The organism is Paenibacillus endoradicis (genome assembly GCF_024721975.1).
Map to the genome: position 1 here is coordinate 66143 of NZ_JANQBB010000002.1, position 14622 is coordinate 80764.

Genomic DNA, 14622 nt, shown 5'->3' on the forward strand with positions numbered 1-14622 from the left:
TGATGACTCTTTTTTTGGAGAATATAGAAAAGGCTCAGTTTTTTATGCTTCCAATTCGTATTACTAAAATAGGATCTTTCTAATGAATATACTACAAAATTTATGGTCGATACGTAAACTGGTAGCTACCAGAGCCTAAACTAATACGAACACCGCTCTTTATAACTTCCATGTCATGTAAGTCCGCTACCTCCTCTATTGGTGTACCACTTTCTAACAATCCTTGAAGTTTCGCCTCTGGAAGAACCACAATTCCTCTTGTGTTCGCAGGAATTGTGACATGAACTTCTATTTCTCCATCCTTGGATCGCTTCCACTGTGAATTAACGTTACCATACAACGTTTCATGACTTGCCTTCACATAGTCTAGACCCTGACCTAGCTGTGGATTAATATGAACTACTTTAAATCCAGGATTACTTTCGTCGGGTCTAATTCCGGCAACATAACTGTACAGCCACTCACCGATTGCGCCATATGCGTAATGATTAAAGGAATTCATATCTGCACTCCAGAAGCTTCCGTCCTCCTTAATCCCATCCCAATGTTCCCAGATCGTCGTAGCGCCCTTAGTTATCTGATATAACCATGACGGGTAATCTTTCTGGAACAGTAGACGATAAGCAAGTTCGTTGTTCCCATTCTCACTAAGAACGGGATTTAGGTAAGGAGTACCAACGAAACCAGTTGTCAGATGATCTCCTGCCTCAGCTAGCAACTCAATAAGCTTCTGAACGGCTCGTTCCTTAGCTACTCCTTCAACTAAGTCGAAGCGTAGTGCCAATACTTGCGCCGTTTGGGTTGGTACAGAAAGTCGTCCTGTAGGTGTAACGTATTCGTTCTGGAATGCTTCAACAATTTTCCCATGCAATGTTCGATAATAGTTCATATCATCACTTTGCTCAAGCGCCTCTGATGCTTTTAATGTGAGTGAGACCGAGTATGCATAAAATGCCGTCGCGATGTAATCACGATCAGTCGCTCCGACGTAGCTTCCTGGTTTGGAATCTAATCCCAGCCAATCGCCGAAATGGAATCCTGTATTCCACAAATAAGGGTTACTTCCTTGTTCATGAATATAAGAAACCCACTGCTTCATACTCTCATATTGCTCCGCAAGTAGCCTTTTATCACCGTACATTTCATAGATCGTCCATGGGCATATCGTAGCAGCATCTCCCCATGCAGCAGATGAGTGGCTTGTTTCAAAGGATTCCATTAGATTAGGAATATAGAAAGGGATGCCACCTTCAGGCGTCTGGTCTGCCTTTAAATCTCGAAGCCACTTGGTAAAGAAAGGAGCAGTATTCATCAGATACGAGGAAGTACGTACAAACATTTGTGCGTCGCCAGTCCATCCAAGTCGTTCATCTCGCTGTGGACAATCCGTTGGAACATCGAGGAAGTTACCTTTTTGTCCCCATAAGATATTGTGATGTAATTGATTGACTAGCGGATCAGAACATTCGAATTCGCCTGTGCGCTCCATATTTGAATGTAGAACAATTCCTATAAAATCCTCTAGCTGAACATTTTCAGAGAATCCAGTAAGTAATACATAACGGAAACCTTGAAAACTGAAATGTGGCTCATATGTCTCTACCTCGCCACCCTTCAGCGTATAACTTACAAGTTGCTTAGCTCCACGTATATTTTCTCGATAGAAATTCCCCTCATTGTCCAATACCTCAGCATGCTGCAATTCAACTTTATGACCAGATACACCTTGTACAGTGAATTTCATCCAGCCCACCATGTTCTGCCCCATATCAAGAACTCGATCACCTTGTGGCGTTGTCAAAAGGGTAAGAGGCTTCAACTGCTCTACTTTGGTAACTGGAACATTTTCTTGTGCGATGATAATGTCTTTCGATTGCTCAATCACTTCTACCTGAAACCAACCATCTTGTGATGGATTTGTCCAATCCCGTTCCAAGCGTGCATCATAGGATTCTCCCATATAAATATCAGACATTAGAATGGCGCTTTCAGAAAACTGCCAGCTCTGATCAGATAGGATATGTTCCTCTGATCCGTCTTCATAACAGATATGAAGCTCCAGTAAAAAAGCTGTATTGGAGCCATATATCTCCTTATCATTTTTCCAACCTAGATAACCTTTGTACCAGCCATTACCTAGTAGCGCGCCAAGAGCATTGGTACCTTCATGTAGAAATTCAGTAACATCATAGGTTTGATACTGCAATCGCTTACCATAACTGGTCCAACCTGGCGTAAAATAATGGTCGCTAACACGCTTGTTATTCAAATGCAGCTCATATAAACCAAGTGCAGTAACATAAATTCTAGCTTTTGCAATACTTCCGTTCACTTCAAAGAAATTACGAAGTTGCGGACAAGACTCTGTATCCTGTGGGAAATTGGTAGAGGGAGCGCTAATCCACTCGGCTTTCCATTGTTCTACCCCCATTAATCCGGTTTCAAAAAAAGCAGACTGTGACCAATCTGATTCTAATCCCGCTTCATCCCACGCTTTGACATGGTAATAATAACGGGTCTTTGCTTCTATTAAGAAGCCTAGCATTTCAACATGTATCGACTGTTCAGACTCCACTTTACCGGAATCCCAAACAATCTGGTTAAACTGTGCTTCTGCAGAAACTTGAATTTGATAAGCATACTGCATGCAGTCCCTTTTATTAGATAATAGCTGCCAACTAACTCTCGGAATCGCTACATCAATACCTATTGGATTTTCTTTGTACTCAGTGCGAAGTTTTGTTACTGCAAACATATAGAAAACTCCCTCTCTATGGATATAATTGTGTATTTATCCTATAATTATATCTGTGATAATCATTAATTTACCGGGTGAACACGACATTACATCCCTGTATTTATTCCATTTTTTGAGAGTGGGGAATTAACATGAATCGAACGACCCAATTGTTCAAAGGCGAAGATTATCTGCAAAATAATTTTCATTTGTATGTAAATCGCTGTACCGAAGATTTTTTAGTTCCCTTTCATTCGCATGATTTTTTCGAATTTTGTTATGTAGCTGAAGGCAGTGGTTTTCATCATATCGAAAATGAAATCTTTCCCGTTAAGAAGGGCATGCTTTTTGCGATTCCTATTGGAACTTCTCATGTATTCCGTCCTACTTCAACCGAATCACTAAAAAAACCACTCATCGTATATAATTGTCTATTCAACGAAAACATGATAAATAAACTAGCACTTGTCATTCAGGAGTCACCCATTAAACAATATTTAATGTCGTTAGGTAGTAGCGATACTTCTTACTTCTCCGTTTTTGATTATGATGGATTAATTGAAGAGTTAATGATTAATTTATATCGAGAAATGTCTGTTCCCACTGTAGGCTCGACCACGATGCTCCCTATACTGCTAACGCATTTGATTGTAACTGTATATAGATTAAAATTCGGAGAAACTGATAAGTCCACGAAAGAAGTGACCGACTTCGACCAAGTTATTCAATATGTAGAAAATAATGTACACGAGTCGATCACTCTTACTGATTTAGCAGCAATCTCACGCTGGAGTAATAGACATTTACAGCGGATGTTTGTTAAGCATACTGGGCAAAATTTCAGCTCCTATTTGCAGAATTTACGCGTTAACAAGAGCTGTGAAGTGCTGCGAAGTACTTCACTTAAAATCGCAATGGTTGCCGAGCTCGTTGGTTACCACGACATCGACTCATTTAATGCAGTGTTTAAGAAAATTGTCGGGCAAACACCCACTGCCTATCGTAGAATCTATAAATCGTAATATCCTATTGTATTCATCCACAGCAATGGTAAGCACATTACCGTGCTTGAAGCCACATGGGAAGTTGAAGCTTTCATCCGAGCGAATAAAGAGCGAGCTGTCTATATTATTTTTTCCATCCGTCGATCTTTTTTCTTTACAATGCACAAACAAATAAGCATCCATTCGATTTTTCCTCCTTTCTCTTTTTACCATTTAGACACTATATTTCTCCTTAAATGAATAACGCTTGCCTCCAATTGGAGGCAAGCGTTATTCATTGTTCTTTATTAACTTTCTGTCTCTAGAGCTGTCAATAGTTCAAATATAACTTTTGCACTCTCAGCACGGTTTAAATTTCCTTGAGGATTGAATATGTTACCATTGTTTCCTTCAATGATGCCAATACTATGAATAGCATTCACTGCAGCTTTTGCCCATGTGCTAATTTGGTCTTGATCGGTAAAGTTGTCGCTTGGCGAAATCTCAACCTTTTGACCAGATGCATACTCGTAAGCTCGCAACATCATTACTGCCATTTCTTGACGAGTAATCGATGCTTCTGGAGCAAATCTATTTCCATCATAGCCTGTAATGATACCCGCTTCATAGGCTGCAGCAATATCATTTGCATACCACTTCGATACACTTACATCGTTAAATATCGGTTGTACTGAACTCTTAAGCTGTAATGAGCGAACGATCAATGCTGCAAACTCAGCACGAGACACATCTCTCAATGGGGCATACTGTGTATCGTTAATTCCAGTAATAATGTGCTTAGCTGACAGTTGCTTAATTACATCAGATGCCCAGAACGTTGCCGCAACATCAGTATATATTTTGTCATATTCCAATGCGGCATAATGACTAAAGTGGTTCACATCTGCAACGATATACCCATTGATGACTTTCCCACCTACATACTCTAACGCTCCATTCTCACCAACATAATACATCCCAACTAAATCTGAATTTGCTTGCTGACCAATTTTCACAGATAGTTTGAGTGTTGAATCAAATCTAGTAAGCATATGCTCCGCGCCATCACTATCAACAAGTGCTAGACTTAACTTATAGACTTTACCTGAAGATGTAATAATTGCGTCAGAAGCACCCTTTAGAAGAGCATCTAGCGCTACCCCAGTAACCTCCTCAAACTTAAAGGAAACTCTTGAGCCTGAGCGCAATCCTTCTTTGGCCAATGAACGTAATTGTTCTATTACTTCACCTGAAATTTCTAAGCGAACATCATCATTAATTAATCTCACTAATGAATCTTTATCTATAACCGTATCATCTGCTGGAAAAAGCACTTCATTCTTTCCTTGATCAATATTGATAATAATTTCACCCAGATCATTCTTCTCAACCTTGTCTACGATCATCTGCCCTTGATTAGGCTGTGGTATCGGGCTTGGATTTGGAGTAGGTTTTGTTACAGATTTAGTAACAAAAATACTAACTGTTTCTACTTTTTCAAGTCCTACAGCATTAACAGCTCTTGCCGTAAATATATGCTGACCTGCTTTGCCCGTAAGCTTAATTGTAGAGCCATTTGCTACAGACTCATTATCAAATAATAATTCCAATGTAACAATTTCTGACTCAGGATCATTCGCCTCAACCTGCAGTTTAATCGTATCTGCCTCGGTCCAAGTTCCAGCAGGTAATCCTGTAATTATTGGAGCTGTTGTATCTATGATGTTAGGATTATTCGAATCATACTTGATCAGCGGTGCAGCAGGCTCAGCCATATCATGTCCAAGGAAATAGCCTGTATGAGGTGGTTGGTTGTAAGATACATTTTGCCATGCTACGCTTAGTCTATAGATTGGATCATGCATTAATGTGAATATACGATACTCGGTTACGTCATTTGTCGTATAAAGACGAAGCTCCGAACTATCTGCAGAACGCCAGATGACTTCCTCTCGCCAGTCACCAAACAAATCTGCCTGAATAGCTGGCGTAGCCTTCGTTCCGTTGTTGGATAAAGCACCATTAGCTGTTAGCAAATTGGTTGTTTTTTCATTGATATAATCCCATTTATCTATGCGATTGCTATCCAATAATTCTCTTAGCAGATCACCATCCCACCAAATACCAAAGTTAGTGGATGTCGGAAGTGTAGATGTAATTACCTCTCCAGTAGCACTCATCAAACCTGATATTGGAATATGTTGCTCATTTGTAATCGTTGCCGCCCATGATTCTGAACCAGCATATCTCGGATCAATATCTGCTGACATTCCACGTCCTGTGTCTATCCCTGTTTTTACACCCCACAGAATTTCACCTGTTGCGGCATCTCTCATCTCCATTCCAAATGGTGAGTCAGTATGCTCATGCACGCTGAAAACTTCCAAGCCAGGACGATTAGGATCTAAATCACTTAAATGCATCGCATCTCCATGTCCAAGCCCTGTGTTGTAAAGCGGAGTTCCATCGTCATCAATCGCCATCGCTCCAAAAGAAATCTCATCTTTACCATCTCCGTCTACATCACCAACAGATAAGTTATGATTTCCTTGACCTGCATATTCTCCGTAATCTTCATCGTTTGAATCGAATTTCCATACTTTTGATAACTTTCCATCGCGGAAATTATAAGCAGCTAGTACTGTTCTTGTATAGTAGCCTCGACTAAAAATAACACTTGGACTCTCGCCATCTAAATAAGCGACAGCAGCTAGAAAACGATCTACACGATTACCGTATGCATCTCCCCATGCGCTTACATCCCCACGTGGTGGGTCATACTGGACGGTATCGAGTGCCGCTCCTGTTAAGCCATCAAACACAGTTAAATACTCATTGCCCAGTAGCACATAGCCACTGCTATTTCGATGATCCGCACTTGCATCACCTATGACATTTCCGACACCATCTACCGTACCATCAGCAGTTTTGAAAGTAACCTCTGCACGACCATCTCCATCTAGGTCATAAACCATAAATTGAGTATAGTGAGCTCCTGCACGTATGTTAGGTCCTAAATTAATTCTCCAAAGCAGTGTACCATCAAGCTTATACGCATCCATATAAACTATTCCTGTATAACCTGCTTGTGAATTATCTTTACTATTTGAAGGTGACCACAATAACACAATTTCATACTCCCCATCACCGTCTAAATCGCCTACACTCGCATCACCTGCGCTATACGTATATGGCTGACCATCCTTCGTATAATCATCGGCAGGTTTTTGCATTGGAATAGATAAGTATGTTTTTTCCCAAACGGTGAACGTTCCCTCTTCAAATACTTCTACGCCATCAATAATGTAGCTTAAACTGTACACTGAAGAATCCGTACCGAGTGCATCATAATAGTTTGTACTTCCCGTAATCGGCTCTTCATTCACTATAACTCCGTCACGATATAGATTAAATGCGATAGAGGCAGGATCAAGACCCAGCAATCTCCAACCAATATAAATACCATCATCCTTCTTAACTGCAACCGGCGCTCGTGTTAATGTTTCCATCTGACGATAAAGTGTCGTGACTGCCGCCACTTCAACACTAGTTGATAGTTCAGATATCCCCCCTGCATTTACTGAAGCAACTTTGTAATAATAAGGAATCGTCGTTAATATCGTTGTATCCGTATAGGACGCTATCTTCGTCTTGCCGATAAGTTCAAATACACCATCCGCTGTTTTAGAACGATATACGTTATACATACGTGCTTCATTGACGCTATCCCAAGTAATCGTCGCATCATTCTTATTGACTGATTGTACAGTTAAGTTAGTCGGTATCGCAGCAGTTTCTACCGATGGATCAATTGTTGAAATCGTTAGCGAATTCGATGCTACTGATTCAATACCAGTTAGGTCAACAGCTGATACCGTATAAATGTAATCAAAGCCAATATCCGCCGTTGTATCCGTATAAGTTACTGCAGTCGTCTCACCAATCAGCTCAGCCTTGTTTTGATCGAGAGATTGTCTGTAAACTCGATACTTCGAGGCATCATCCATCCCGTTCCAAGCTAGCTCTACTACCACTGGCTCAGCTTCAACATTTAAGTCAACAAGCTTTAACTCTGTTGGAGCAAGCATAACAGGAGTAATTTCTAATCCGTTAAGATGAGCTGTTTGACCGCTAAATATGAAATTTATTTGCCCGTCTCTTACAGCGACTCCATTATATATTTTCTCAACAATTGTTTCTTTTCCAGCATTAACCTGACCATAATCTTTACCTTCTATATTGACTATTGTTCTCGTTGAGCCAATAAAATCACCTGTATAGGATTTAACAGAATATATTCCGTTCGGTACATCTACCTTAAATTCATAGCTACCAGCAAAATAAGCAACGAAATCACGTCTTAGATCATCTAGCGCTGCCCCACGATCACGATCGATCATGCCCTCACTGTTAGTAAGACCATAGCCACGCTCAGCTGAATAAATCGTCTCGCGAGTTACCTCTGTATATCCAGCAGCAACTGGCGCACCTATAGGACCGAAATCATAACGGTATTTTGCAGATTTAGTCGTCACTGTAATGATAGTAGAAGCCGCTGATTCACCTCGCCCATTTATCGCAGTCACATAAATATGATAACTCTCTCCCTCTTCCATTCCGCCAATCGTAATCGTTGGAACAGTCGCTGTCCCGATCATCGCATACTCCTGATCTGATTCTGATGCTAGCTTGCGATAAATTTTGTAAATATCTGCCCCTTGAACATCATTCCATCTTAGTACCGCACCAGCATTACTAATGCTACCAGCGACTAGACTAGATGGAGCGCTTGGAACATCGTTAGGTAATTGTATTTCCTTCACAAAAGCCGCTAATGGAGAATCCAAATTCTTTATACCACCAGCTAGTAATCGTGCAAGCTGAATCGCTCCATATTCCTGGAAATGCGTATTATCCGCTGATCCATTCGGAAATGCTCCATACACACCCGGTTCAACATGTAAAAATACAGATAATGAGCCTTCTGGCCCAATTGAGTCATAATAGGCTACACTTAGCGCACTTAGATCGACCAATTGAACGTCAAGCTCAGTTGCAAGTTCCTTCATCACATCAACATATTCTGGGAAGCTAACATTGAATTTACCTGTAGTCGTATTAAAATCTCTACGCCCCATCGGAGTTACAAGAATAGGTTCAGCACCACGCTGCCTTGTGCCGTTAATATACGTTTTTAAATATTCCTTATAATCGGCTGGTGATGCATAGCGATCAGGAACACTAATCGTTGCATCATTATGACCAAATTGTATTAAAAAGTAATCACCAGGCTTAATTACTCGCAAAACATCATCCAATCGCCCCTCTACAATAAATGACTTTGAGCTGCGGCCGCCAATGGAATTATTTTTAACTATAATGTTATTGTTGAAAAACTTTGGAATCATTTGTCCCCAACCTGCTTGGGGCTCCCAGTAAGGGTCATAAGTCTGAACTGTCGAATCACCAGCAAGGTAAACCGTTGGCAGTCCATCTGCTTGTCGTGGCTGCTGCTTCGTAATCGTCAGTGCATTAATATTAGGAGCTGAACCCGAAAATTCTAAATTCAACTGCCCATCTACAAGTGCAATTTGGAAGCTCATTTCTAAATATTGACCTGCAGCTTTAGTAGTAAGCTGCACTTTTTGCATCATTTCTGTCTTAATGGCAATTTCAGTCGCTCCACCACTATCACCGGCAATTAGCGAAACTGTATAATCACCATTGGGCAAATCGACTATAAATGAAGTGTTTATAGGCGTAACAAAGTCAGATCTTAGTGGATCTGCTAACCCCCGGTCTGTACTCGTCACCACCGAAGGATCAGCAAATCCATATTTAAGCTCAGCAGAATAAGCAGTGCTACCATCTACTTGGAGATATTGCTCTGCTAATGCGCCAGAGCCAAAATCAAATCGCTTCACATCTCCTTCTGGTAACACTACTGGCGGAGTATAAATGCTACTTTCTACCGTTACTGAGGCAGGTGATGATCCTTTTGAATTAATGGCTTTAATCTGATAGTAATTAGGAACAGAAGTATCTCTTACCCCGTCTATATAAGAAGCTGAATTTGATTCTCCAATTTTAACAAAGCCGCTAGTTTCATTACTGGAGTGCCAAATTTCATAACCGTCTGCACCTTCCGTTACAGTCCAGCTTAACCCAATGGCACTTGCTTTCACCTCGGTAATTCGCACATTTGTTGGCACTGAAGGAGCAGATAATGCTGGTATTTCATTTATAGTAACGGTTTCGCTTGGCGCCGATTCTAAGCCATTCGCCCCTACCGCCGTTACATAGTAACTATATCCACTTTCTTCAACTACTGTCGTATCTACATACTCATTACTGACCGGCTCACCAATCATCGTCATATCTACACTGCCAGCCGCTGCGCGATAAACTCGGTAACCAGCTGCATTTTCAACTGTATTCCAAGCTAAAGCGACGTCCTTTGATGTAATTCTAGTAGTCTTCAGCCCATCAGGAGCGACTGGTAGCGCTTCCAAATAATAAACATTGAAATTATCTATCCATGTTGTCCATGAAGTTGAAGCTGAAGGAGGTCTAATTAAATTGAATTGAATCTTTCCAACAGTATTGTTATAAATCGTGTCTGATGAAAAAGGTATGTCAGATACTATTGTTGTCTGGCTAGAATTATTCAAATTAGTTATGGTCAAATCTATAGTTTTCGCTCCAAAGTTAATTGCAGCCTCGACATTATACGAAGCGTTATTCACATTGAATCCAATCCCTACATTTTGTCCAGTAGTAGTCTCGTTACTTGCTACTCCACCAGTTATGTATTTCATTTCCGTCCCGCTTTTGTATTCTAGTGTTAAGTATCGCTTGCCCATGCTATCTTCAATACTTAACTGGGCCACGGCATTAACGCTTGGATTCCCAACATTCCAATCAAAATTCAATACTACCTCTGGGCTTATGATTGGAGTAAATACTTTTTGTGTACTTCTTACCCCAGCACCGCCACCAGATATTTCAAGCACCTGATTGCCATCTATAGATTTGACAGCCGCCGCAAGTGCGCCACCTCCACCAGCAGTTCCTAGTTTAGTCCCCCATGCGTCGTTCAGTGGCAGATCCTCAAAGTCTTCACTAATAATCGGAGTTAATTCACCGGCTCCTTCGCTATTTCCAGCTAACGTGATAGGACCGAGCGACATACTTACTATAGATAGAAGCATAACAAAAAGCATAAAAATCGAGATTTTTCTGTTCATTTTGAACCTCCTCATATTATTCAAAATAATGCTGTGAACTTAAGCTAAATGAGAAACCTTACCTCACTGACATCAGATTTTTGCTCTTAATCATACTCGTGCTTCTTCGTAGCGAAGTAAATTAAAGCGGTTACATTTTGATGTACTATCATCTCCTCCACCTTATGACTTCCTGTGTCAATCATTTTTCATCCATAGCGAGGTGAGTTCATCCTACATTTCCACCATTAGATCGGTCAACCGTTAGTATTGATCTTAACTTTCATTTTTGATGGATCATCCTTCATTTTTGATTTATCATTTTTGATTTATCATTTTTGATTTATCAATTTTAAGTAATCATTTTTAAAACGATGTCCGAACATACAGCGAGGCCTGCACATTAACAACCTTGAGTATCGTGTTTTCTGTTGCTTATTCTAATTTACAAAATTAGTTTAAACGCAAACAACCAGTAGCCCCTTGATTCGGACCACTAGCTGTTGAAAGTATGTCATCCCTTAACCGACCCCATCGTTAGCCCACCTACAAAATACTTTTGCAGGGCGAAAAACATAACTAGTAAAGGTAGTGCGCACAAAATACATGCGGCGAACAATACGTTCCATTGTGCCGGGTTTTGTTGATCTCCTAAGAATCCTAACATGGCAACTGGCAATGGAGAATCGATTGTTTTCGTAATGAATACCATATTGAAGAAATAATCATTCCAAATCCATACACCTTGCGTAATAATAACGGAAACGGTAACTGGTAGCAGTAACGGAAACACGATTTTCCAAAAGCGAGTGGACAAGCCAGCTCCGTCTATATAGGCTGCTTCTTCAATTTCCTCAGGAACACCACTCCGGATAAATCCCGTGTACAGAAAAGTAGAGAAAGGTAGACTGCATGTAATAAACATTAAAATCGGTGTATATTGTCCAAGTGGAATACCTAGTCCCTTGATCATCTGAATGATTGGTATAAGTACCATTTGCCCCGGGACAACAAGTCCTGCCAAGAAGAACATATATAAGAACTGACTCGTCCTACTTCTAATTCTTGCCATCGGGTACGCGGCCATAGCTGCAAATAGTACAACAAACACTACTGATACTACAGTTAACACCATACTATTCCACAACGCTATCGGAAAGTTCATTCGGGAATAAGCAGAAATAAAACTTTCCAGTGTAAATTCATTGAACCAATTAAGTGGATTCGTCATATTGCGCGGTGAGCGTAACGAGCTAGATAACACGATTATGAGAGGCACAAGATTTATAAATACTAGAATAAGAAGCAGTATATGTGTTCCCATCCGCTTTAGACGAGATTCGGTTTTCATGCCGATACCTCCTTCTTATTGAGCGTCAATACACAAACAATTGTAATAACAATAATGATAGCAAACGAAATTATGCCGAGAGCTGCTGCTTTACCGAATAACTGGTTAGTAAAGGCCATTTTGTACATAGCAAATATCAATGTATTCGTCGAAATTCCTGGTCCACCATTTGTCATAATGAACGGGAAATCAAAAGCTTTCAGACCGTTAATGACGCTTAACGTTATATTAATGGTAACTGAGGTTGCCAGCATCGGAAGTGTAATAAATCTGAATAATTTCCACTTACCTGCTCCGTCAATTCTACCTGCTTCCAGCATCTCCTGTGGTACTGTTTGTAGACCTGCAAGATAGATGATGACACTCACACCTATATTTTTCCATATATCTACCGCAATAATTGAATAAAGCGCTTTAGAGTAACTGCCAAGGAAGTTAGTATCCCAACCAGCTAGACCGATCTTAGCAAAGAAGGAAGCAATAAGTCCCTCTTCGGGCATATAAACATAACTCCAGATAAATCCGACTACAATAGCACTGAATAATGTAGGAATGTAAAACGCTGATCGATAAAACCCTTTAGCACGAATATTTGCATTTAGCAGCGTAGCTATTAGAAGTGCAATAATGTTTCCAAGTATTACTGTAATCGCAGTATAGACTAGTGTGTTTTTAATAGAAATCATAAGAACTTCTTCTCTTAAAAGCGTCTTAAAATTGCTGAACCCCACATAATTGAAGTTTTGAACATATCCATTGTAATCCGTTATGCTATATTGAAACAGCTTAAGGATTGGAAATATCCAGAAGATACAATAAAAGAGGAGAGCCGGGAGCACAAAAAAATACATTGTTTTTTTCATGATCGCACTATTCATGATGATTCTTTCCCTTCCCAATCAAATATCAACAAGGAAGCAGCATATACCGCTCCCTTGTTGAGCGAAACAGTTATTCTTTGTACAACTCTTTGTATTTGTCCTGCATCGCTTTTGCTACATCTTCAGCCGTAGTTTTTTGACCTCCGATAATTTCAGCGAATTTCGCTTGCATAACATCACTCACGCCTGCAGGCCACATTTGGTTAGAGAAGTAGAATGCGTTCCCTGTTGATTGGATCTCACTTAAAGAATCTTTGAAAATATCATTTTGTAGCTCAACACCATTAAACACACTAATAGAAGGATTTGATGCTACCCACGCTTCAAACAGTGGTGATTCAGCATCATACAAATATTCGAATACTTGCTTAGCTACGTCAAGATTTGCTGATTTTGCATTCAATGCAAAGCCTGCCGCAGTAGAAGCAGATGCGTATATTGGTTGATTAGCATCATTACCAGGAAGAGAGAAGAAACCACGTTCAAACTCAGCAGCACCTGATGCTGTAACTCCTGGTAGATCCCATGTACCCGTAAAGATCATTGCTGCTTTACCGTCAACAAATTGTTGAACCGCTTGTGCACTTGCCATACCTAAAGAGCTCTTAACAACATAACCTTTGTCATATAGCTCTTTGTATTGATTTATCGTTTTAATCCATTTTTCGTCTGTAAGCTCAGTTTCACCTGTTTGTAGCTTGGTATCAAATTCTGGATCTGTTGGATACACACTGTTGGCAGCAAGTTGATACATGCCAAACTGGATAACCCATGGATCCTTGTCGCCCATAACAATTGGCGTTACACCTGCTGCTTTCAGCTTTTCAGCAGCTTCTAGGAAACTATTCCAATCTTTCGGCAATTCAGATATGCCTGCTTGCTCAAACAAATCTTTATTATAGAATGTTCCAAGAATATCCATCCCTTTTGCAACCGCATAAGGCTTACCATCATAGCTCATATCGTTTTTCGCAGCTGGGCTTACACGATCCCAGAAGCTAAGATCAGAAAGATCGGCAGCATAACCTGCTTTAGCAACCTCAATTGCACCCATGTTAGCTAATTTCGGAAAAACCAAGAAAATATCTGGACCTTCACCAGCACCAAGTTTCGTCTTAACCGTTGTATAATATTGCTCATCCGGTAACTTCTGTACTTCCAATGTTACATTCGGGAACTTTTCCTTTACTAGTCTAGGTAGTGTTTCAAGTTCAAAATCCTCACCTTCAGCAGCTTTCGCACCAGATACTAGCATCGTTAACGTTACTGGATCATCAGATGCATCATTAGGAGGCTCAGTCGTGTTACTTGGGTTGTTCGTAGCATTTGTTGAACCAGAATTCGGAGTATTAGAGGAACAAGCTCCAAGTACTAGCATCATGGCAACTAGCATCAAAACTAACGTCTTACGATTTAGAAACTTCATGTTATTACCCCCTGTGAA

At 40.4% G+C, this 14622-nt stretch carries 6 protein-coding genes; 1 reads left to right on the forward strand and 5 read right to left on the reverse strand.

Annotated elements, in window-relative coordinates:
- Positions 1–100: 100 nt before the first annotated feature.
- Positions 101–2755, reverse strand: a complete 2655-nt coding sequence (locus NV377_RS06710; RefSeq protein ID WP_258200434.1) for a family 78 glycoside hydrolase catalytic domain — start codon at positions 2753–2755, stop codon at positions 101–103.
- Between the two features lie 134 nt (positions 2756–2889).
- Here NV377_RS06710 and NV377_RS06715 point away from each other — a divergent pair, with 134 nt between their 5' ends.
- Positions 2890–3759: an AraC family transcriptional regulator gene (locus tag NV377_RS06715; RefSeq protein ID WP_258200435.1), complete on the forward strand. Its 870-nt coding sequence runs from the start codon at positions 2890–2892 to the stop codon at positions 3757–3759.
- Between the two features lie 269 nt (positions 3760–4028).
- Here the strand turns inward: NV377_RS06715 and NV377_RS25775 are convergent, their stop codons facing one another.
- The 4 genes from NV377_RS25775 to NV377_RS06745 all read right to left on the reverse strand — a co-directional run bounded on the left by NV377_RS25775 (position 4029) and on the right by NV377_RS06745 (position 14604).
- Positions 4029–10967, reverse strand: coding sequence for a rhamnogalacturonan lyase family protein (locus NV377_RS25775; RefSeq protein ID WP_308860080.1), 6939 nt, complete (start codon positions 10965–10967; stop codon positions 4029–4031).
- 493 nt (positions 10968–11460) lie between these two features.
- Entirely contained in the window at positions 11461–12297 is an 837-nt protein-coding gene (locus tag NV377_RS06735) for a carbohydrate ABC transporter permease (protein WP_258200436.1), read from the reverse strand.
- Entirely contained in the window at positions 12294–12983 is a 690-nt protein-coding gene (locus NV377_RS06740; RefSeq protein ID WP_258200437.1) for a carbohydrate ABC transporter permease, read from the reverse strand. Before NV377_RS06740 ends, NV377_RS06735 begins: the two co-directional genes overlap by 4 nt.
- Before the next feature lie 265 nt (positions 12984–13248).
- Positions 13249–14604 (reverse strand): ABC transporter substrate-binding protein, encoded by a 1356-nt coding sequence (locus tag NV377_RS06745; protein WP_258200438.1) that lies wholly within the window; start codon positions 14602–14604, stop codon positions 13249–13251.
- Positions 14605–14622: the final 18 nt, after the last annotated feature.

Bases quoted from the DNA above. Each gene is read 5' to 3' on its own strand.
- NV377_RS06715 (WP_258200435.1), top strand. From the start codon at position 2,890: ATGAATCGAACGACCCAATTGTTCAAAGGCGAAGATTATCTGCAAAAT.
- NV377_RS06710 (WP_258200434.1), bottom strand. From the start codon at position 2,755: ATGTTTGCAGTAACAAAACTTCGCACTGAGTACAAAGAAAATCCAATA.
- NV377_RS06735 (WP_258200436.1), bottom strand. From the start codon at position 12,297: ATGAAAACCGAATCTCGTCTAAAGCGGATGGGAACACATATACTGCTT.
- NV377_RS06745 (WP_258200438.1), bottom strand. From the start codon at position 14,604: ATGAAGTTTCTAAATCGTAAGACGTTAGTTTTGATGCTAGTTGCCATG.
- NV377_RS25775 (WP_308860080.1), bottom strand. From the start codon at position 10,967: ATGAACAGAAAAATCTCGATTTTTATGCTTTTTGTTATGCTTCTATCT.
- NV377_RS06740 (WP_258200437.1), bottom strand. From the start codon at position 12,983: ATGATTTCTATTAAAAACACACTAGTCTATACTGCGATTACAGTAATA.